Origin of the sequence: Vibrio sp. Vf1514, from assembly GCF_052076135.1 — a bacterium.
GTDB lineage: Bacteria > Pseudomonadota > Gammaproteobacteria > Enterobacterales > Vibrionaceae > Vibrio > Vibrio furnissii.
On the sequence record NZ_CP197268.1, the window covers coordinates 230,302 to 252,262 of the forward strand.

The window sequence follows — 21,961 nt, forward strand, 5'->3', positions numbered from 1 at the left end:
TGATTAAAAGATGCAGTGCTTAGCGTAGGAGGTGGCTTCGTTTGCGGTCCAGTCGCCTTTCGGTTTGGCATCCATACTTTCACACCATTGGGGAGTTCCGATTTCTTCTTGGAACAAGCAGTGTTTCGCAAAATCGACGGCGTTTTGCGCGCTCCATTCATTCTTTGGCTTTTCACGCATATCCTGACACCAGCCAGCGCTGCCGACCTCATTGTCACACGCGGTGAGGGCGAGTGCGCTTAGCATGACCAGTGCAATTTTCTTCATCATAAACAATCCTTTTCCGCTGCAAGTGCTTAATGCGCGTCACTATACCCAAATTGGTTGGAGCTTTGTTAAATCTAGGCCAAATATATGCGCTCGACCAGAGTTTATCGCATGAGGCAGTGGCGGGCTGGAGTGCATGTGAATGCTTATTGGATGTCGGATTCTCCGTCATCGATGCCGATCAAAAAGCGGTCTTGATGATAGAAAACTCAGTGATCACACTCACCCTTTGTTGGCATTGTGAATCAATTTCGGCGATCGAACTCACACTCTGATTTTTACCTTAGTGCAAATCAAAAAACTTGCGTTAGGATTTCATCGAAACGTTTCGATGAGTGTTTTTCTTACTTTTCTGCCCTAGAAAATGCTCGGAAGAAGTCGAACGTGAGCGAACACGAAGGTAAAACGATGAAAAAAAGTACCCTACTTAATGCCGACCTCTCTTATTTGGTCGCGACGCTTGGTCATACCGATGAAATCACCATTTGTGATGCGGGTTTGCCGATTGCTGAAGAGACACAACGTATTGATTTAGCCCTCACACATGGGGTGCCCAGTTTTATGGACACCGTACGCGTGATCTTGTCGGAATCACAAATTGAAGGTGTGGTGCTGGCGGAAGAATTTGCCAAAGTTAGCCCCGCACTACACGCTGCGCTGCTTGACGAGCTGAAAGCCGAAGAAGCACGTTGCAACAAATCCATCGCCATCGCTTACGTCTCTCACGAAGAGTTCAAAGCTCGTACTCATTACAGCCGTGCTGTTGTGAGAACCGGAGAATGCACGCCTTACGCAAACGTGATTTTCCAAGCTGGCGTGGTGTTTTAACGCCACGCTCACACTCGATTGAGGACTGATTATGACTCAACCAATTCTAGCTCTCAGCAACATTGAAAAAGCGTTTCCGGGCGTGAAAGCGCTGGATAAAGCGAGCTTGAACGTCTATCCGGGCCGCGTGATGGCGTTGATGGGCGAAAACGGCGCGGGTAAATCGACGCTGATGAAAGTGCTGACTGGCATCTATACCAAAGATGCTGGCAGCATCGAGTATCAGGGCCAACCAACCAGCTTTAAAGGTCCGCGTGATTCGCAACACGCAGGCATCAGCATCATCCACCAAGAGCTGAACCTGATCCCGGAACTGACGATTGCGGAAAACATCTTTCTGGGGCGTGAAAAAACCAGCGCGCTGGGGCGCATTTTGTGGTCACACATGTATGCTGAAGCCGACAAACTGTTGGCACGTCTGAACGTGAAACACAGTTCGAAAACGTTGCTTGGTGAGCTGAGCCTGGGTGAGCAACAGATGGTGGAAATTGCCAAAGCACTGTCGTTTGAATCCAAAGTGATCATCATGGATGAACCAACGGACGCGCTGACAGACACCGAAACCGAATCGCTGTTTAACGTGATCAACGAATTGCGCGCGCAAGGGTGTGGCATTGTTTACATCTTGCATCGCCTGAAAGAGATTTTTGAGATTTGTGATGACATCACGGTGCTGCGTGATGGCAAATTTATTGGCCAGTGCCGCGTCGCGGATACCAATGAAGACGGCCTGATTGAGATGATGGTCGGCCGCAAGCTCGAAGAACAGTACCCACGCGTCGCCGTGAAACATGGTGACGTGTGTCTTGAGGTGATTGGTCTGACGGGCTCGGGTGTGCACGATGTCAGTTTCACACTCAATCGCGGCGAGATCTTAGGGGTTTCCGGATTGATGGGTGCCGGCCGTACCGAGTTGATGAAAGTGATTTATGGTGCGTTGCCTTCTGAACGGGGCGTGATCAATCTCAACAACCGAACCATTAACCCCGTCAGCCCACAAGATGGACTGGCCAATGGCATCGCGTATATCTCGGAAGACCGCAAAGGCGATGGCTTGATCCTCGGTTTGTCGGTGAAAGAGAACATGTCGCTGTGCGCGCTCGATCAACTGACCAAAGGTGTGCAAATTCAGCACAGCGATGAAGTGATGGCGGTGGAAGATTTCATCAAGCTATTCAACATCAAAACGCCAAGTCGCGATCAAATCATCGGCAATTTGTCTGGCGGTAACCAACAGAAAGTGGCGATCGCCAAAGGGCTGATGACACGTCCAAAGGTATTGATTTTGGATGAACCGACCCGCGGTGTGGATGTCGGCGCGAAGAAAGAAATCTACCAACTGATTAACAAATTTAAAGCCGATGGCATGAGCATCATTTTGGTGTCTTCTGAAATGCCAGAAGTGCTGGGCATGAGCGATCGCATTCTGGTGATGCATGAAGGTCGCATTAGCGGAGAATTCGACGCGAAAGATGCCAACCAAGAAAATCTACTGGCGTGTGCCGTTGGCAAAACGCTGAACGAGGACGCAGCATGAGTACAAAAAGCATGACCAACCCAACCCAAACTGGCGGCAGAAAGCTGCTGAGTAAAGAGTGGCTGATTGAACAGAAATCATTGATTGCACTGCTGTTTCTGATCGTCGTTGTCTCGTTTCTAAACCCGAACTTTTTTACCTTCGATAACCTGATGAACATTCTGCGTCAAACCTCGGTGAATGCGATCATCGCCGTGGGGATGACGCTGGTCATTTTGACTGCGGGCATTGACCTGAGTGTGGGCTCGGTATTGGCATTGTGTGGCGCGTTTGCCGCCAGCCTGATTGCGATGGAAGTGCCCGTGTTGGTGGCAGTACCGACGGCACTGCTCGCAGGCGCGGTACTTGGTGGGATCAGTGGCATCATCATCGCCAAAGGGAAAGTGCAGGCGTTTATCGCCACGTTGGTGACCATGACGTTGCTGCGTGGCGTGACCATGGTGTACACCGATGGTCGTCCTATTTCGACCGGCTTTACCGATACGGCGGATGCATTCGCTTGGTTTGGTACGGGCTACGCGCTGGGCATTCCTGTGCCGGTGTGGATCATGGTGGTGGTGTTTGCGGCGGCTTGGTATCTGCTCAACCACACGCGCTTTGGCCGCTATGTGTATGCGCTGGGCGGTAACGAATCTGCGACACGTTTGTCGGGCATCAACGTGGATCGCGTCAAGATTGGTGTCTACGCCATCTGTGGTCTGCTCTCTGCACTGGCGGGCATCATCGTGACCTCTCGTCTCTCTTCTGCGCAGCCAACTGCGGGGATGGGGTACGAACTGGATGCGATTGCAGCCGTTGTTCTGGGCGGCACCAGCTTGATGGGCGGTAAAGGTCGCATCATGGGCACCCTGATTGGTGCGCTGATTATCGGCTTCCTCAATAACGCATTGAACCTACTCGATGTGTCTTCTTACTACCAGATGATTGCAAAAGCCGTCGTGATTTTGCTCGCGGTACTGGTAGACAACAAAAACAAGTAAACAGTGAAACCGCCGGGTTCAGGATATCCTGACCCGGTCCCCTACAATAAAGGACGATGAACATGAAAAAACTCGCAACTTTAATTTCCGCTGCGCTGCTGTCTACCACCGTTTCTGTGTCAGCACAGGCTCAGGACACGATGGCAATCGTGCTGTCGACGCTGAACAACCCATTTTTTGTGACCATGAAAGACGGCGCTGAAGCGAAAGCGAAAGAGTTGGGGTACAACTTGATCGTGCTGGATTCGCAAAACGACCCAAGTAAAGAGCTGTCGAACATTGAAGATTTGACCGTACGTGGCGTGAAAGCGATTCTGATCAACCCAACCGACTCCGATGCAGTCTCGAACGCGATTCGCATTGCCAACCGCTCGAACATCCCTGTGCTGACACTTGACCGCGGTGCAAGCCGTGGCACCGTGGTGAGCCACATTGCATCTGACAACGTGGTGGGCGGCGAAATGGCCGGTCACTTCATCATGGAAAAAGTGGGCGAAAAAGCCAAAGTGATTCAACTTGAAGGCATTGCCGGTACATCGGCCGCGCGTGAACGTGGTGAAGGCTTCATGAACGCAGTGAAAGGCAGCGAAATGCAACTGCTTGCCAGCCAACCTGCGGATTTCGACCGCACCAAAGGTTTGAACGTGATGGAAAACCTGCTAGCCGCGAACCCAGATGTTCAAGCCGTATTTGCCCAGAATGATGAAATGGCGCTGGGCGCACTGCGTGCAGTTCAAGCATCCGGCAAAAACGTGATGATTGTGGGCTTTGATGGCACAGATGACGGTATCGCTGCCGTGAAACGTGGCAAACTGGCAGCCACTGTGGCGCAGCAACCTGACTTGATTGGTGCGCTGGGCGTGGAAACCGCAGACCACATGCTGAAAGGCGAAACCGTGGATGAGTACATTCCCGTTCCGCTGAAAATTATCGCTGAATAAGCGTCATTTACTGCTCTCTCCAGAGGCTCAGGAGAGAGCAGCGCCTTGCGCCACGCAGGTTGCGCAGGATGATACAGACAGCTTTGACGCTTTGCGTCTCGCGTGAGGCGTCAAATCTCTCTCTATTTCCGTTCCCAATCGATTTTATTCAAACTGAGGATAACCCTTATGAACAAGTTGGTGGTATTAGGTAGTGTCAATGCTGACCATGTTCTTCAAGTGCCTTCTTTTCCTCGCCCCGGCGAGACGCTGCACGGTCGCAACTACCAAGTTATCCCAGGTGGCAAAGGTGCCAACCAAGCGGTCGCCGCCGCGCGCTTAAATGCCGATATCGGCTTCATTGCCTGCGTCGGTGATGACTCATTTGGCATCAACATTCGAGAAAGCTTTAAGCTCGATGGCATGAACATTCGCGGTGTGAAAATGCAGCCGAACTGCCCAACTGGCATTGCGATGATTCAGGTCTCGGACAGCGGCGAAAACAGCATTTGCATTTCTGCTGAAGCGAACGCCAAACTGACCGCTGAAGCAATCGACCCCGATCTGCAACACATTCGTGACGCCAAATACCTGTTAATGCAACTGGAAACGCCGCTTGATGGCATCGTCAAAGCGGCGCAAGTGGCCAAAGAAGCCCGTACCAATGTAATTCTGAACCCTGCGCCCGCACGTGAACTGCCGGATGCCTTATTAAGTTGTGTGGATGTGATCACGCCTAATGAAACCGAAGCGGAAGTGCTGACGGGCATCACGGTGACCGATGACGCGTCTGCGCAATTGGCAGCGGATGCACTGCACCTTAAAGGGATTGAAATTGTCATGATCACGCTGGGTGCAAAAGGCGTGTGGCTGAGCCAGAATGGCCGTGGCACGCTGATCCCGGGGTTCCGCGTTCAGGCAACGGACACAACCGCCGCAGGCGATACCTTTAATGGGGCGCTGGTCACTGGTTTGTTAGAGGAAATGCCTTTAGAATCAGCAATTAAGTTTGCTCATGCGGCGGCAGCCATTTCGGTCACTCGTTTTGGTGCCCAAACTTCCATCCCGAACCGTGAGGAAGTGGACGCGTTTTTGGCCGATCATTAATCAAGGAGACCATGACATGGCAACCATGAAGGATATTGCACGACTTGCCGGCGTATCGACGTCGACCGTCAGCCATGTCATCAACAAGACCCGTTTTGTCAGCGATGAGATCGCCGAACGGGTCAACAAAGCCGCGCAAGACCTCAATTACGCACCGTCTGCACTGGCGCGTAGCCTCAAAATGAACCGCACCAAAACCATCGGTATGCTGGTGACGACCTCCACCAACCCGTTTTTCGGCGAGGTGGTGAAAGGGGTCGAACGCAGTTGTTATCACCAAGGGTACAACCTGATTTTGTGCAATACCGAAGGCGATCACGAACGCATGAAAGCGTCCATCAATACGTTGCTGCAAAAGCGCGTGGATGGGGTGATTTTGATGTGTTCTACGTTGGCGGGCGAGCGCATCGACATGTTCGAGCGTTACCCGGATATTCCGGTGGTGGTGATGGACTGGGGGCCGATGCTGTTTGCCAGTGACAAGATTCAGGACAACTCGCTGCAGGGCGGTTATATGGCAACCAAGCATCTGATTGCCTGCGGCCACACACAGATTGGCTGTATCACGGGGCCGTTGATTCGCCAGCAGGCGCAAATGCGTTATGAAGGCTACAAGCGCGCCATTTTGGAAGCTGGGTTGGCGATTAATCCGCAATGGATTGTCGAAGCCGACTTTGAATGCGAAGGCGGCTACGACGCCATGAACGCCATGATTGCCCGAGGCCCGCTGCCGAGTGCGATTTTTGTCAGCAACGACATGATGGCGATGGGGGCAATTAATGCAGCCAATGAGCAGGGGGTGAGTATTCCCGACGATGTCTCGTTGATTGGTTACGATGACATTCACATCGCAAAATTCATGTCACCTGCGCTGACTACCATTCACCAACCGAAGTATCGTCTTGGCAAGGCGGCGGTGGAAACATTGCTGAAAAAACTCGATAAAGTGACCAATGAGCCGCAAGTGGTGCAATTGGAACCCACGTTGGTGGTGAGAAAAAGCGTGAAACTGCTCAACTAACCGTTCAACCGTTCAACCGTTCAACCGTTCTACAGTTCGCTCGTTCGAGGGGTGAGTAAGGCCTGACTCAACTGGTTTAGCAGCGCGTTCGTCAGAGGGTGTGACGCTTTGGCAGACAGCGCGCAGATATCGGCGCGAATGGTTTCTTTCAATGCGACAAACCGCACGTGCGGCCAAGCTAAGTTGGCGTAACTGGCGGGCACAATCGACAACAATCCGCGGGTGGAAATGACCGCCAGCAGCGTATTGGGCTCCACCACTTCTTGTAAAATTGTCATCTCAAATCCCGCCTGTTGACAGTGCTGACGAATCAGCGCGGTCGAGGCGGAATTCTCTTGGCGCAGCATCACAAATTCTGCATCGCGCAACTCTTGTAGTGAGAGCTGCTTACGTGCTGCCAGCGCGTGCTGTGTCGGCAATGCGACCACCATTTTCTCCTGATACAAACTGCGCGCATGCAGCGGCGCGATCTGCATGGTGTCGGCGTAACGCACCAGTCCGATGTCGATGTGGTGTTGCAGCAGTGCCTGTTTTTGTTTCTCTGGCGACAGCTCCAACAGATTGAGCGTCAAGGTTGGGTGAGTTTGCTGCAACTGATGCAGTGCATCGCCAAATCCTGCCCAGAAAATCGAGCTCATCAAGCCGAGATTCAAGGTCGCCTGCTCTTCGCGCGCACTTTGCGCCACGCGATTGAGCGAGGTTTCCAGCACGTCAAAAATACGCTCACACTCTTGATTGAGCTGTTTGCCCGCGGTGGTTAAGCGCACATTGCGCGTATCGCGTTCAAACAGTATCACGCCCAGCGCTTGCTCCAGCTCTTTAATCTGCGCACTGAGTGGCGATTTGGTGATGTTGAGTTGTTCTGCTGCTTGACTGAATTGTTGGCACTGCGCGACCTGATAGAAATAGCGCAGCATTTTCAATGTAATGCGTTGACTGAGTGGCAACATGACGGGGCTCTGATTGTGCTGAATAATCACATAATTGTGCCAAATTTTGTGATTTTGTCAGCACAGTGATTGCGTTAGAGTGATGCAAACAACATAACGAGGTGAACATCATGTCTGATCCGGTGAATCAAGCTCTGGAAACGATCTACGCGCATAAGCCTGGCTTCAAGCCTCAGGCTGCATTCATTCTTGGCTCTGGTCTTGGCGTGATCGCGGACGAGCTGGAAGACAAAGTGGTGATTCCTTACGAGGCGTTGGCGGGCTTCCCCGTCAGCACGGTCGAAGGACACTCTGGCGAATTGGTGCTGGGCACACTGTTTGGCACACAAGTGGTGTGCATGAAAGGTCGGGGTCACTACTACGAGCACCAAAGCATGAAAGTGATGACCAATCCGGTGCGTACCTTTAAGCGCCTGGGCTGTGAATTCATGCTGGTGACCAATGCTGCGGGCTCACTGCGCCCAGAACGCATTGATGTCGGTTCGCTGGTGGTGTTTACCGATCACATCAACACCATGCCGGAATCGCCAATGACAGGCCCGAATGATGACGCCTACGGTCCCCGCTTCTTTAGCCTTGCCAATGCGTACGATAAAACGCTCCGTGAAGAGGCGCTGGCGGTGGCCAAGGCGCAGAATATTCATCTCAATGAAGGGATTTTTGTCTCTTACACCGGCCCGAACTTTGAGACTGCTGCGGAAATTCGCATGATGCAAATCATCGGCGGAGATGTCGTCGGCATGTCGGTGGTGCCGGAAGTGATCTCGGCCGCGCATTGTGGCTTGCCAGTGCTGGCGGTGTGCGCCATCACCAACATGGCAGAAGGGCTGGGGGATGTGGCGCTGTCTCACGAGCAAACACTGCGCTGCGCAAAACTGGCGGAGAAAGACTTCATCACGTTGATCCAATCTTTTATGCGCCATCATTTTGCCGCGTAATCATCACAGATCGCTTGAAAACGAAAGGGACGATCCATGATCGTCCCTTTTTCTATCCCCAACCCACTTGCTGTGCCGATGGGTTTTGGCTGTCTTTTTTACATTCAGTGCAACGTCAGTTACTGATGATTCAGGAACGACACCGCTTTGTCCGGGAAGTCGGTAAACAGGCCATCGACTTTCACTTGGTTGTAGAACACATCCAGCATGCCATCGAAGTTTTGCGCATACGGTGCGATGCGGCCTTTATCGGCGCGGAAAGTATACGGATGCACCACGAGGCCAGCAGCTTTGGCTTCACCCATCAACGGTTTGATGATGATGTTGTCTTGGGTGCTCTTGTCGTCCACCAGCATCGGTTTCCAAGGGCCGATACCATCGGCGTATTGCGCGACTTGCTTCATGCCGCCCGGCTCAAACATCCAATCGTAGCTGTAAGGTGTCGCGGTATCGCCTTGGTAGGTCATGGTTTCATTCCAGTCGGTGTAAGCCATCAACTGTACCAGATTGAGATCCATTTTCATCGATGGCAACAGCTCATCGTGAATGCGTTTCAGCTCGTTGGCATCAAAACATTGCAGGTAGACTTTGTCGTCTTTGCTGTCGTAGCCGTATTGTTTGAGCACGTTCAATACCGCTTTCGAAATGTCTTTGCCCTCATGGCGATGGAACCACGGCGCTTTGATTTCAGGATAGATGCCGATGTCATAACCGAGCGATTTGTTCAGCCCTTGGATCAGCTCAATCTCTTCTGCAAAGGTGGGCACGGTAAAGCTCGATTTCCACATCGGGAAACGGTCGGGGAATCCAGCCACTTTGTTGCCTTGGTCATCAATGTTGAACCCTTCGGTCACGCGCAGGCTTTTGATTTCGGCCAATGTAAAGTCGATGGCGTAGTAACGGCCATCAGCACGTGCGCGATCTGGAAAACGTTCGGCAACATCGGTGACGCGATCGAGGTAGTGATCGTGCAGCACCACCAATTGGTCATCCTTGGTCATTACCACGTCTTGCTCGATGTAATCGGGTTTCATGCCGTAGGCCAGCGCTTTGGCTGCCAGCGTGTGCTCCGGCAAATAGCCCGATGCGCCACGGTGCGCGATCACTAAAGGGTTGGCGTACACACTGGCACTGCAGGCCAGAGAGAGCAGAGAAAGGGAAAGCATCTTGTTCATGTGGAATCCTTGTGTTTTGTCGAGCGTGGTTAGAAAAAATCGCGCTCTGAATCGGGGGGAAGAGCGCGATGAATGGGGGAGTTAACCACACCGAAATGGAGATAAAATGACACGTTCAAAAACGGGCACCTCAGATGTCGTGCCCGTTTTGCGTGAGGAAGCGTGACTTACGCGACAGCTTCCTTGGCTTCTTTTTCTGCTTTCGCTTTGTGGTGAGCGCGCTCGCCAATCAAAGCGTAAATCAAACAGATGATGGCCGTGATACATGAGCCGACGAGGATAATAAAGCCGCCGTCCCAGCCGAAGTGGTCCACGGTGTAACCCAGAATCGCGTTCGCTGCCACAGCGCCGCCGAGGTAACCAAACAGACCGGTCAGGCCAGCCGCAGTACCGGCCGCTTTCTTCGGAGCCAGTTCCAGCGCGTACAGACCAATCAGCATCACCGGGCCGTAGATCAGGAAGCCGATCGCAACCAGTGCTGCCATGTCAATCGCTGGGTTGCCAGCCGGGTTGAACCAGTAGACAAGAACGGCCAGCAGAACCAGTACCATGAACAGAATGCCCGCAGGTGCACGGCGACCTTTGAACACTTTGTCCGAAATCCAACCACACAGCAGTGTGCCCGGAATGCCTGCCCATTCGTACAGGAAGTACGCCCAAGACGATTTATCCACGGTGAATTCTTTCGCTTCACGCAGGTAGACCGGCGCCCAGTCCAGCACGCCGTAACGGATCAGGTAAACGAACGCGTTGGCAATCGCAATAGACCACAACAGTTTGTTTGAGAACACGTACTTAAAGAAGATCTCTTTGGCCGTCATCTCTTTTTCGTGAGAGGTGTCGTAATCGTCCGGGTAATCGTTTTTGTACTCTTCGATTGGTGGCAGACCACACGATTGCGGCGTATCACGCATGGTAATCCAGATGAAGACTGCAACCAGAACCGCGAAGAAGGCAGGCACGTAGAACGCAGTGCGCCAGTCGTCGTTGAACATCCACAAACCCAGCAGGAAGATAGGACCGATCAGACCGCCACCGACGTTGTGCGCGACGTTCCATACCGAAACGATTTCGCCACGTTCTTTACGCGACCACCAGTGCACCATCGTCCGCCCACAGGCTGGCCAACCCATGCCTTGGAACCAACCGTTCAGGAACAGCAGGATAAACATGGCCGTGATGCTGCCGGTTGCCCATGGCATAAAGCCAAAGCAGAACATGACCAGTGCAGAACACAGCAGGCCGGCACTGAGGAAATAACGAGGATTAGAACGGTCAGACACGCTGCCCATTAAGAATTTAGACAAGCCGTAAGCGATTGAAACCGCGGCCAGTGCGACACCGAGATCGCCGCGGCTGTAGCCTTGCTCGATCAGATATGGCATCGCCAAGCTGAAGTTCTTACGAACCAGATAGTAACCTGCATAGCCTACAAAAATACCGATAAAAAGTTGCCAGCGTAGACGTGTATAAGCGCCCTCAACCCGATCCGGCGATAGCCGTTCGATGTGAGCTTGTGGTTTGAAAATCCCAAACATTGGTGACCTCATTTATTTTGCGATGGTTTTGAAGTGCGAACGAGAAAAATTAGTTTCGTTCGAAATTTCGTGAATTGTTGTTCGAAAGTATTCTTATTTCTGTGATAAATGTTGCATGTGAATTAATTTGAACATAAAAACAAATGATTAGTTTGCAAAATTATTGAGTTGCTTCAAACTTTTTACATAAATTGTGTTTTAGTGAACGCTTATAAATGATTGTTTTTGCTCGAAAAGGCGTAAGTGAAGTGAGGGTATTTTGCTAAAAATACCCATTCGAAAGTTCGTTGCGGGGATAAACGGCGAAAAATTATTCGATGACGAAACCACCTTTGCCGCCAGTTTTGGCTTTGTACATGGCCGCATCGGCGCGCGCTAACCAAGTTTCTTCAGACAGGTGCAGGGCATGATCAAGCAACGTCGCGCCAATACTGCAACTGCATGGAATGGCGTGTCCCTCAATCTCGACGCTGGCTGGCAGGCGATCGAGGATGCGCTGACACACTTCGCGCATGTTCGCGAGCGGATCGTCTAATTCCGTCAGAATGATGGTGAACTCATCGCCCGCCAGGCGTGATACGAAATCTTGCGGGCGAATTGCATCTTGCAGCACGTGGGCGAAAATTTTCAATAAGCCATCGCCGATATGGTGCCCATAACGGTCGTTAGCCAGTTTCAGACCATCCAAATCTAGAAATAGTAACGCTGAGCCGTGCTGTTTATAGCGCAGCACATTGGCGAGCGATTTCATGAAAAAGCTACGGTTGGGCAGGCCAGTGAGCGCATCATGGTAGGCCTTAAATTCTAAGCTGCGCTGAAAGGCGCGCAGTTCAGTGACATCTTGACCGAAGATGTAAAACCCGCCGCGATTCATTTCATCCGGAACCAATTTAAGGTGCAAGACACGCAATTCGTTGGTGAAGAACAGTGTGTTGTCGAAGGTGACGGTTTCGCCTTGGCGTACGCGTTCAATAAACGGGGCACTGTGTGAAAACGATTCGTCGCCAATCAGGTTTTCGATAGTTTCACCAATCACCTGATCCAACGTGGTGTGAAAGTACGCTTCATAGGTTTTATTGGCGTACAGGTAACGATTGTGCGCATCAATCTGGGCAATCAACACCGGCAAGCTATCGACAATGGTGTTGAGGTGCACATTCATGCGCGGGTTGAGTTGTCGGTTGCGACTGATATCTTCGATCACAAATGAGACGTGTTTTTTCTCGTTCTTGTCCACCAAGCTGACTTTGATGATGCACCAGTTGAGGGTATCGGGCGTAAAGCCGTGTTTGATTTCAAAGATGTGCATGACCTGTTTGCCCTGCACCAAATCATCAATGATTTGGGGTACGCTCAATGGCAACGCGAGGTTCATCATCGGGGTGATGTTGTGCTGTTCGTGAAGATGAGTCAATTGGTGAAAACGCTCATTCGCGAGTTCGATCAGGCCATCGAGATCGGTAATCGCGATGCCGGCGGGGGATTGGTCAAAGTAGCACTGTTTCAGCTGATCCATTGGCGCATCCTGAAATGGGTCGTGTGGCATAGGTCAATCACGTCGTCTTTGATGTTGTTTTTGAGGCGTCATCGAAGGACAAGATTGAGTTAAGTTTAATTGATTTACGCTCAGCGCCTGCATTCGTCGGATCGTGCGGCCTGTTTTCTCAAATTAATGTGAGCATATCGCTATAAAAATGTAACATGAAAATAACATGTCTCGTATTTGGTATTAGTGTGACAAGGTATTGATAGAATTGATGTGTGTCAAGATGGCGACAAATTGCGCGTGTTACACCTTTGTTTACGACTCACTTCCGATAAATGAAGAACTTACTCAGCATGGCCGCGACCGAGAATAAAGATTATCCGGAGAATATCAGTTTTATCTCTACCACCCAGCCTTCCAGCCACATTACGTATGCCAACGAGGCGTTTTGCGATATCGCCGAATATTCACTTGATGATCTGCTGACGCAGCCGCATAACATGGTGAGGCACCCAGACATGCCCAAAGCGGCGTTCGAGCAATTGTGGCATTACCTCAACCAAGGACACAGTTGGATGGGGATTGTTAAAAACCGCTGTAAAGGCCCGCGGCACTATTGGGTGTCGGCCTTTGTGACCCCGATAAAAGATACCCAAGGCAACATTGTTGAGCATCAGTCGGTGCGCTCCAAACCCAGCAAAGAACAAATCGCGCGCGCCGAGGCGCTCTATGCCAAACTCAATCAAGGCGAATCGGTGTCCGTGCGACGTTGGCCTGTGATGCGCCTCATGCAAGGGGCAGCGTGGCTTGGCCTGCTGGTGAGCGCCGGTTGGATGTGGCAGCAACATGCTTGGTTGCCGGGCAGCGTGTTGTTGGGCATTCAGCTGAGTGTGTTGCTTGGGCTGAGGCATTTGCACAAACGCCATGCGCAGTTGTCTCAGTTGGCTCGCGAAGCTTACAGCAACCCATTGATGGAAAAAGTGTATACCGGCCATTGCGATGAATGCTCGCCAGTTGAGCTGGCGCTGATGATGCGTAAAGCGGAGCTACGCGCTGTGGTGGCGCGCAGCAGCGAAACTTCGGGACAGATTCTCAAAGATGCGCAGCGTGAATTGGGCAATACGCGGGATATCGAGCAAGCACTGGTGCAGCAATTGCAGGAAACCGAGCAGGTTGCCACTGCGGTGGAAGAGCTAACGCATTCTATCAACGACATTGCCAACAGCGCCTCGGCGGCATCGCAATTGACCGAGATTGCCCAACACGATTCGTTGTGCGGACTGGCGCGGATCCGCGACACCGTGGTGCAAGTGAATGCGCTCGATAGCGAACTGGCCGACAGCCAGACCATTTTGACCACGCTCGCCAAGCATAGCCAGCAAGTGGAAACCATTTTGGATGTCATTTCGGCGATTTCAGAACAGACGAATTTGCTGGCACTTAACGCGGCCATTGAAGCCGCGCGCGCTGGTGAATCGGGGCGCGGGTTTGCGGTGGTGGCGGATGAAGTGCGCCAACTAGCGGCGAAAACAAGTGCGTCAACCAGTGAAATACACACCATGATCGCCGAGCTGCAATCGCTCGCAACCCAAGCGGTGGCTTCCATGCAGCGTGGTTCCGCGCTCTCTTCGGCCTGTAAGCAGGCTGCCGATTCGACGGGTGGGGTGATTCAAGACATTGCGGCCAAGCTGGGACAAGTGACGCTTGAAAGCCAGCAAATCGCGGCGGCGGTAGAGCAACAAGCCAGTGCGACGCGTGAAATTACCGCCAATGCGGTCAACATCAAAACGCTGACGCAGCAGAATTCGGATGCATCGTCGTCATCGGTGCAGCGCACGCATCATCTAGTGCACAATCTCGAGCAACTGCAGCGGTTGATTCATCAGTTTGAGCGCCACTAACTTGAGCGCCATTAGCTTGAACACGATTAACAGCTGATGCCGTGAGGGCGTTCCCACGCGGGGACGTTCGTTGGCAGGCAAACAGGGTGAGCGTGTCACTCACCCTGTTACCTGAACGATGGCGCGGATTGAAGGATTAACTGTTTTTCCCTTCACGCACGGTGTATTGGTAGTCCACATCCACCACGGCGCGATATTGAACTTGACCATCCTGCTTCGCAAAGGATTCAACCTTCACTTCGGCGTCGCTCACTTTCAGTGTGTTTTGGACCAGTTTGGCGTCATACACATTGAGCGCGTTGGCCAGCTCGTTCGACGGCATTTTCTTCAGCGCATCCACCTTGGCAAAGCCGGCATCATACGCTTGTTGTTCCGAGGCATACGCGTGGGTGGTTAGCGTCGTTTCGTGCTCAGTGGTGCCAATGGATGCCCATGCACCAGCACTAAGGGTCATAGTCGTTAAGATCACAAGTGCTTTCTTCATAACTTTTCTCCTGTTGTTGTGCGATATGCACGCATTCATCTTATGAAATCTTCTGTGAGGAGTCCGTCAGCGTGCGTCAGTCTTTGGATAACGTCTGTTTAAGATTTCTGACAAACGCGGATTTGGTGGTGGATTTTTCAACAGTGTGAATTTAATGACCAAAGATTGAACGGCGATTGACCTGCCGCCGACAGGCGAAAGTTTGAAGTGACTCGAAGCGAAATGTGATGACAAGAAATCGCAGACGCCGCTTTGGAAACGACCCATCAGTTTGACGTTCAAATCATGCGAAATCGCCATGGCATGGCCTGTGTGATGACAAATCCTTGCTAGCTTTGTTGAGCCCCTGCGGCGTTCGCATGGGGTCGCTTCAACGTCAGTGAAAAAGGATAAATCATGCAAAAGATGCTTCAACACCATCGTTTACAACACAATCGTTTTCAACACCATCGTTGTAAAAACAACAATCTTCAAAACCATAGGTTTCAAAACAACAGGTTTCAAAACAATCGGCTTCAAAACAAGGTGCTTCAATGCGGGGCGCTTAGCGCCATGATGCTCGCAAGTACGGTTTCGCTGCCGGTTGCCGCCCATGGTTGGGTGGAGTTTCCCAGTGCTCGCCAGAATACTTGTTATCAGGATGGCGGCTTTTGGGACAACACCATCCCTAATGCGGCGTGTCAGGCCGCGTTTGATGAATCGGGCGCGTTTCCGTTTGTACAGCGAAATGAAATTTCAGCCAACGTGCCTAACTATCAGGATATGGCGCATGTGCAAGCCATTGTGCGCGATGGTTCATTGTGTTCGGCGGCGGATAGTGCCAAATCGGGCTTAAACGTTGCGTCACCGGATTGGCAGAAAACCGCCATCACGCTAGATGCAAATCAGCAGATTGAACTGGTGTTCAATGCCACCGCGCCGCACAGCCCGTCCTACTGGCAGTTCTATTTGACGACGCCGGAGTACGATCAGGCGGCCCCGCTCACCTGGGCGGATTTAGAACTGATCGACACCGCAGGCAATGTCGCGGTCGGCGACGATAAAAAATACCGCATTGCGGTGACTTTCCCTGCTGGGCGTAGTGGTGATGCGGTGCTGTATACCCGCTGGCAGCGTGAAGATGCGGCGGGCGAAGGGTTTTACAACTGTAGTGATATCACTTTTGATGGCGGCACGGCACCCACAGATCCGACGCAACCGGCGGATCTGACGGCGCTGGGCTATTTCATTGCGCAGGGTTTCGGCCCGATCGAATCGGGGGATAGCGTGCGTTTTCGCACCTTTGATGCCAATGGCAATGAACAGGTTGACCTCAGCCTCGCCATCTCGGCCAACAACACCGCGACTTGGGCGGCGGAACTGGCAGGGCAATTTAATCAATTGACGAATGGGGCATGGTATATCGGCATCTGGCATGAGGCGATGGGCCACTACATGTTTGACACCACCAACATCTACGCGAATCAGGTGTTGGCGCCGAATGCCACCTTCAGTTATCAGTTATCTCTGATCAAAGGTGAAACGACGCCGCAGACCGGCCCGGACAACGCGTGGCGCAGCGATGCCATCTATAATGCGGGCGATGTGGTCAGCCACAATGGCCGCGAATGGACAGCGCAGTGGTGGACGCAAGGGGATGAACCGGGCACCACCGGCGAGTGGGGCGTTTGGCGTTAACCCAGCCTTGCGTGTTTGATGGATGAAAGAGGTTTGATGAATAAAAAGAGGCGTGAGTGCCTCTTTTTTATGGCCTGATGTTACGTGATGGGAGGTGAGTGCATTTTAGCGGGGTCATGCCGGACCCGGCGGATTGAGGGTCAGCATCACTTCAAACGTCATGCCGCCTTCCGGGTTGTTGACTGCGCGAATGGCGCCTTGCATATCGCGCACGCTGTTGGCGGTGATCGACAGCCCCAAGCCCAATCCTTCGCCCATTTTTTTGCTGGTTTGGAACGGCTCAAAGATAGTGGTGAGTTGCTCTTCTGCAATGCCGCAGCCGTTGTCACGTACACGCAGTAACACGGTGTCTGCATCGACCACTGCACTGATGATCAGTTTGGGGGCTGGCTGCTCTTGCATCGCGTCGAGCGCATTGGTGACTAAATTGCCCAGCACTTGGCGCAGGCGTTGGGCTTCGCCGCGTACCAATGGTAGATCGGATGACATTCGTACGCGCACATCCACGCGTTCCAGACGCGCCTGATGAACGCGCAGGATCTCTTGCAGCGCATCCGGAATGGAGACGGGCGCCAGCGTTTCGGGGCGATTAAAAGCAAACGATTTGAGCTGTGTGGTCATGTTCGCCATGCGATCGATCAGCGTGTGTACCAGCTTCATGTTGGCTTGAGCCAATTGGGTTTCACCGCGCGCCAGCAGCAATTCATTGCTCGACAGCAGGGTGCGCAGCCCCGTCAATGGCTGGTTGAGTTCGTGGGTGATGGCGCTCGACATGCGCCCGAGCGCCGCCATTTTACTGGCCTCAATCAGCTCTTGCTGGGCCGACTTCAGTTCTGCGGTGCGCTCTTCCACTCGGTGTTGCAATGCTTGGTTCGCCGTTTGCAGCGCGATTTCGGCTTTTTTGCGCTTACTGATGTCGAGGATCGTCACCAAATAGTGGCGCTTGTCTTTCCATTGCACGGAGGTGAGCGAGAACAAAATCGGAAACAGGCTGCCGTCGCTACGCCTTGCCATGGTTTCGACGGAGGTGATGTCGGCCAGCTCCTGATTGCGCGCCAAGTTCTCAAGCAGCAGCGGAATGGTGGCATTTGGGTTGCCAATATCAAATAGCTCCCATGCGCGTACGTTTTTCACCATCAACTCCGACAGGCTGAAGTAGCGTTTCGCCATCGGGTTGATCTCTTCAATACGGCCCGTTTCATCGAGCAACAACAACCCGACGTGGGTTTTCTGAATCATGTTGCGTTGGCGCTGCTCAGACTCTTGGACAATGTCTTGCAGTTTGCGCTGGCTGAGCTGTTTTTGGTACTGCTCGTAACGCAGCGTGCCAAGCAGCATCAGCAATAACACCGCCACCACGCAGCTCATGCTGAGCCAATTGACCGTTTGATAGAGCGATTTCATCGGTGTCAGATAGGTCAGCGTCCAGTTTAAATCATCCAACGTGACGGATTGTGCGAGGTACGGATCCGATTGCAAATGCCACTGCACCAAACGCGCGTCGTTGTAGAGATGAATGGGCTGGGCGGCATTGGTGATGTGCGGATGGGCGTTCAGCCAGTCGGCATTGTATTGCGGGCTGCTGGAAAGAAAGTATTGGCCGCTGGCGTTTTGAAATAGGATCAGTTCATCATTGGCAAACCATTGGTCGGCCAGCACGCTGAGGTCAATCTGCACCGCGACGATACCGACAATGTCCAGATCGATGTAGATTGGCGCTGCCAAAAAGTAGATCGGCGTGGCTCCGATGGCTTTGGTGACAATCGAAATCCCTTCGCGTTGCTGGTGAATTTTTGCCACGATCGCATCGCCGTCATGGCCATTCCAGTTTTCGGCGTCTTTGCTCGACACCAACACGTCACCACTCGGCGAGAGCACGTACCACCCTTTGGTGTTGGCGGCTTTATCGAGTTGGCCCAGCGTGGTTTGCATCTCCTCAATTACCGACGCATCGCCGCTGAGCAAGCGTTGGCTGATGGCCTCATTGGTGATGAGATAGGGCAGATGGTAAAAGCGGCGCAGCGTTTGGCGCACATCGCCAATGTAATCCAGCAAGCGCTGCTCACCGTGGCTTTGGGCCTGTTCCAACTGCCACTGCTTGGCAATCGTGGTCGATGCCGTTTTCACCCCCAGAATCAGCAACAGCGCCAATATCACCCATCCCAACTTCTTCTGCGCTAGCGTCATGTATTCACCTGTACTTTCCTTTGTCTTCGGTGTGACAACGTCCAGCGTTCCGCCACACATGCGTCATCCGTGTTTGCGCTTCGCCACTAACGTAAACTTGTATTCTGTTGGGCTGGTGTAGTTTCGGCTGTATTCAAATACCGTTGCATCTTCTAAATATCCGATGGTGCGTTTCTCTATGATGGGAGTGGCAGCATCGATTTTTAACAGCTCTGCGATTTCTTTGGGGGGCAAAATTGGGATGATCTCCTGTTCGCTGCGATCAATGACCAGTTGTTTCTGGTTTTCGATATAGTCGTACTTAGAACCTTGCATCACTTGATAAGTCAGATCGGGAAACAAGTTGGTCGGCATCCAAGTCTCTTCAACGGTGATCGGCGTGTCGTCGATGTAGCGAACTCGTTTGACAAAATAAACGCGCTCACCTTCCCTTATATTGAGATGTTCTGCGATATGCAGAGCTGCTCGTTGAATCTCAAAAGCCACAACGTCACTGTGGGTCACTTTGTTGAGGTGCTCCCACTTTTCAGAAAAGCTACTTTGTTGGTAAATGTCGTAATTGACCTTGTTGGCTTTCACGTAAGTACCGCTGCCTTGCACACTTTCCAGTTCCTCGTTTTCCACTAGCAATTTGATGGCTTGGCGAACGGTTACTCGACTGACTGAAAATGCTTCACGCAACTGTGCTTCTGTTGGCAGGGCTTCACCTACCTTATACTCACCCGAACTGATCTTTTTTCGAATCGCATCAGCGATCTGCCGATACATGGGTAATCTGGCCATACTTTCTCTCAGTAACTGTATGCTTAACAGGGATTTTAACGCGGTCTATCGTCATTTGTATGATACGAAAGTGATTCAATATGACAAGCACGCATTGCGACTTCTGTGATAAATTAAAATACAAATATAATACATATATTAATACAACTGAGATCTTGATCATGGTATCGATGTATTTAAAAGGTATTATTCCATTGTTGTTGGACGGACAACGAATGTAAACGTGACAATGGGACAAATGATGAAACTTACCTCTCTAACCAATCCGTCGCTGATAACATTACAAACGACCTTTGAAAGTCGTGACGCAGCGATTCGTGCACTTGCTGAGATGTTGGATCAGCAGGGAAAATTGCATAACAAAGACGAATATCTACAGGCGGTTTTCGCTCGTGAAACCCAAGGGCCGACAGCACTTGGGGAAGGTTTGGCTGTACCTCATGGTAAAACCGATGCGGTAAAAGAAGCGGCCTTTGCGATAGCGACACTGAAAGATGACCTGAAATGGCAAGGCATAGATGATGAGGAAGATGTCAACCTTATCTTCCTCATCGCGATTCCTAACGCCGAAGCAGGTTCGACCCATATGCATCTGCTGACTGAACTGACCACAACCTTGGTGGATGATGAGGTTCGAGAAGCGGTATTGAATGCTACAAATATAGAACAAATTTTTGAGTTACTTGATAACCAAGCAGAACAGAACAAAGAATCAGAGACTCATCAACTCAAAGATGCGCCTACGATTGTCTGTGTGACAGCGTGTCCGGCAGGGATCGCGCATACCTACATGGCCGCGGAGTATCTCGAAAAAGCAGGTAAAAAGCTGGGTTACAACGTCTCGGTAGAAAAGCAGGGCGCGAATGGTATTGAAGATCGACTGACTGCTGAACAGTTAAATAAAGCAACAGCAGTCGTGTTTGCAGCGGAAGTGGCGATCAAAGAACTGGAGCGTTTTCAGGGTATTCCTCGTGTCGAAGTGCCTGTGGCGGAGCCGATTAAACACGCCGAACGTATTTTGCAAGAAGCGGTTGAAGTGGGCAAATCAGATTCAGGTGCGAATCGCACGGTTGCGAATGACCATCAGCCGAAGAAACTGCCATTAAAAACAGAACTCAAACAGGCGCTGTTATCCGGCATTTCTTATGCCGTCCCGCTGATTGTTGCTGGTGGTACTGTGTTGGCTGTGGCGGTGCTCCTTGCGCAAATGCTTAATTTGCAGGATCTGTATGCAGAGCAAGGCTCGTGGTTATGGATGTATCGACAATTGGGTGGTGGCCTACTGGGGACGTTAATGGTTCCTGTCTTGGCTGCATACACCGCGTACTCTTTGGCGGATAAGCCGGCATTGGGGCCAGGTTTTGCGGCGGGGATTGCTGCCAACCTGATTGGTTCAGGCTTTTTGGGTGGGGTTGTCGGTGGGTTGATCGCTGGTTACGTTATGCGTTGGGTGAAACAAAATGTGCGTTTGACCCCTGCATTCAACGGTTTTCTGACTTTCTATTTGTATCCGGTGATCGGCACTTTAGTGGCTGGTTCGTTGATGCTGTTTGTGATTGGTAAACCGGTTGCTTGGTTGAATCAAGGCCTAACAGACTGGCTAAACAGCATGTCGGGAACCAATGCCTTGTTGCTAGGCGCTGTCATCGGCTTTTTTGTCTCATTTGACCTTGGTGGCCCAGTCAATAAAGCGGCTTATGCTTTCTGTTTGGGGGCGATGGCAAATGGCGTGTATGGCCCTTATGCCATCTTCGGCTCGGTGAAAATGGTGTCCGCGTTTACTGTGACAGCTTCCACTTTACTGGCACCTAAACTGTTTAAAGACTTTGAAATCGAAACGGGCAAATCTACATGGTTGCTCGGTTTGGCGGGGATTACTGAAGGGGCGATTCCTATGGCAATTGAAGACCCTATCCGCGTCATCGGTTCATTCCTATTGGGGTCGGTGGTGACAGGGGCTATGGTCGGTGCGGCTGGCGTTGGTTTGTCTACCCCTGGTGCAGGTATCTTCTCTATCTTCTTGCTTCATGATGCCGGTGTCGGCGCGTTTATGGCGGCGGCCATCTGGTTTGGTGCGGCTATCATCGGTGCCACGATCTCGACATTGACTCTGATTGCATGGCGGGCTCATGCAGTAAAAAAGGGCAAGTTTGCCACTGAAGCTGTCACTCAGAACTAATTG

General features: G+C 51.8%; 18 protein-coding genes. 10 read left to right on the forward strand and 8 right to left on the reverse strand.

Annotated elements, in window-relative coordinates; all coding sequences use genetic code 11:
- Positions 1-3 precede the first annotated feature (3 nt).
- Positions 4-267, reverse strand: coding sequence for a DUF3012 domain-containing protein (locus ACS18Q_RS15840; protein WP_038152245.1), 264 nt, complete (start codon positions 265-267; stop codon positions 4-6).
- A 408-nt stretch (positions 268-675) separates the two neighbouring features.
- On the opposite strand from ACS18Q_RS15840, the gene rbsD reads away from it, so the two are divergent.
- The 6 genes from rbsD (at position 676) to ACS18Q_RS15870 (ending at position 6,660) form a co-directional block, all read left to right on the forward strand.
- Positions 676-1,095 (forward strand): D-ribose pyranase, encoded by a 420-nt coding sequence (gene rbsD / locus ACS18Q_RS15845; protein WP_055465188.1) that lies wholly within the window; start codon positions 676-678, stop codon positions 1,093-1,095.
- 31 nt (positions 1,096-1,126) lie between these two features.
- Positions 1,127-2,632, forward strand: coding sequence for a ribose ABC transporter ATP-binding protein RbsA (gene rbsA / locus ACS18Q_RS15850; RefSeq protein WP_441257973.1), 1,506 nt, complete (start codon positions 1,127-1,129; stop codon positions 2,630-2,632).
- Positions 2,629-3,612 (forward strand): ribose ABC transporter permease, encoded by a 984-nt coding sequence (gene rbsC, locus ACS18Q_RS15855; RefSeq protein WP_014258007.1) that lies wholly within the window; start codon positions 2,629-2,631, stop codon positions 3,610-3,612. The genes rbsA and rbsC overlap by 4 nt, the downstream gene beginning before the upstream one ends.
- A gap of 62 nt (positions 3,613-3,674) precedes the next feature.
- Positions 3,675-4,553: a ribose ABC transporter substrate-binding protein RbsB gene (gene rbsB / locus ACS18Q_RS15860; RefSeq protein ID WP_004727175.1), complete on the forward strand. Its 879-nt coding sequence runs from the start codon at positions 3,675-3,677 to the stop codon at positions 4,551-4,553.
- A gap of 168 nt (positions 4,554-4,721) precedes the next feature.
- Entirely contained in the window at positions 4,722-5,639 is a 918-nt protein-coding gene (gene rbsK, locus ACS18Q_RS15865; RefSeq protein ID WP_158108354.1) for a ribokinase, read from the forward strand.
- A gap of 16 nt (positions 5,640-5,655) precedes the next feature.
- A complete protein-coding gene (locus tag ACS18Q_RS15870; RefSeq protein WP_441257974.1) occupies positions 5,656-6,660 on the forward strand; it encodes a substrate-binding domain-containing protein in 1,005 nt (334 codons plus the stop codon).
- Between the two features lie 29 nt (positions 6,661-6,689).
- On the opposite strand, the gene ACS18Q_RS15875 is transcribed toward ACS18Q_RS15870, so the two are convergent.
- On the reverse strand, positions 6,690-7,610 hold the full coding sequence (locus ACS18Q_RS15875; RefSeq protein ID WP_441257975.1) for a LysR family transcriptional regulator: 921 nt from the start codon (positions 7,608-7,610) through the stop codon (positions 6,690-6,692).
- 107 nt (positions 7,611-7,717) lie between these two features.
- On the opposite strand from ACS18Q_RS15875, the gene xapA reads away from it, so the two are divergent.
- Complete coding sequence (xapA, locus tag ACS18Q_RS15880; protein WP_185962449.1) at positions 7,718-8,548, forward strand: xanthosine phosphorylase; 831 nt, start codon at positions 7,718-7,720, stop codon at positions 8,546-8,548.
- A gap of 119 nt (positions 8,549-8,667) precedes the next feature.
- Here the strand turns inward: xapA and glpQ are convergent, their stop codons facing one another.
- The 3 genes from glpQ to ACS18Q_RS15895 all read right to left on the reverse strand — a co-directional run bounded on the left by glpQ (position 8,668) and on the right by ACS18Q_RS15895 (position 12,777).
- A complete protein-coding gene (glpQ, locus tag ACS18Q_RS15885) occupies positions 8,668-9,723 on the reverse strand; it encodes a glycerophosphodiester phosphodiesterase (RefSeq protein WP_014258011.1) in 1,056 nt (351 codons plus the stop codon).
- A gap of 167 nt (positions 9,724-9,890) precedes the next feature.
- Positions 9,891-11,261, reverse strand: coding sequence for a glycerol-3-phosphate transporter (gene glpT, locus ACS18Q_RS15890; protein WP_004727169.1), 1,371 nt, complete (start codon positions 11,259-11,261; stop codon positions 9,891-9,893).
- Between the two features lie 310 nt (positions 11,262-11,571).
- Positions 11,572-12,777, reverse strand: a complete 1,206-nt coding sequence (locus tag ACS18Q_RS15895; protein WP_014258012.1) for a diguanylate cyclase domain-containing protein — start codon at positions 12,775-12,777, stop codon at positions 11,572-11,574.
- A 305-nt stretch (positions 12,778-13,082) separates the two neighbouring features.
- Here ACS18Q_RS15895 and ACS18Q_RS15900 point away from each other — a divergent pair, with 305 nt between their 5' ends.
- Positions 13,083-14,648, forward strand: coding sequence for a methyl-accepting chemotaxis protein (locus ACS18Q_RS15900; RefSeq protein WP_441257976.1), 1,566 nt, complete (start codon positions 13,083-13,085; stop codon positions 14,646-14,648).
- Positions 14,649-14,784: 136 nt separating this feature from the next.
- Here ACS18Q_RS15900 and ACS18Q_RS15905 read toward each other — a convergent pair whose 3' ends face one another.
- Entirely contained in the window at positions 14,785-15,132 is a 348-nt protein-coding gene (locus ACS18Q_RS15905) for a DUF3316 domain-containing protein (RefSeq protein WP_143679862.1), read from the reverse strand.
- Between the two features lie 555 nt (positions 15,133-15,687).
- On the opposite strand from ACS18Q_RS15905, the gene ACS18Q_RS15910 reads away from it, so the two are divergent.
- Entirely contained in the window at positions 15,688-16,809 is a 1,122-nt protein-coding gene (locus ACS18Q_RS15910) for a lytic polysaccharide monooxygenase (protein ID WP_441258207.1), read from the forward strand.
- 114 nt (positions 16,810-16,923) lie between these two features.
- On the opposite strand, the gene ACS18Q_RS15915 is transcribed toward ACS18Q_RS15910, so the two are convergent.
- Together ACS18Q_RS15915 and ACS18Q_RS15920 are read right to left on the reverse strand one after the other, a co-directional pair.
- Complete coding sequence (locus tag ACS18Q_RS15915) at positions 16,924-18,996, reverse strand: sensor histidine kinase (protein WP_441257977.1); 2,073 nt, start codon at positions 18,994-18,996, stop codon at positions 16,924-16,926.
- Positions 18,997-19,059: 63 nt separating this feature from the next.
- On the reverse strand, positions 19,060-19,779 hold the full coding sequence (locus tag ACS18Q_RS15920) for a GntR family transcriptional regulator (RefSeq protein WP_014258017.1): 720 nt from the start codon (positions 19,777-19,779) through the stop codon (positions 19,060-19,062).
- Between the two features lie 241 nt (positions 19,780-20,020).
- Here ACS18Q_RS15920 and mngA point away from each other — a divergent pair, with 241 nt between their 5' ends.
- Complete coding sequence (mngA, locus tag ACS18Q_RS15925; RefSeq protein WP_238770560.1) at positions 20,021-21,958, forward strand: PTS 2-O-a-mannosyl-D-glycerate transporter subunit IIABC; 1,938 nt, start codon at positions 20,021-20,023, stop codon at positions 21,956-21,958.
- Positions 21,959-21,961: the final 3 nt, after the last annotated feature.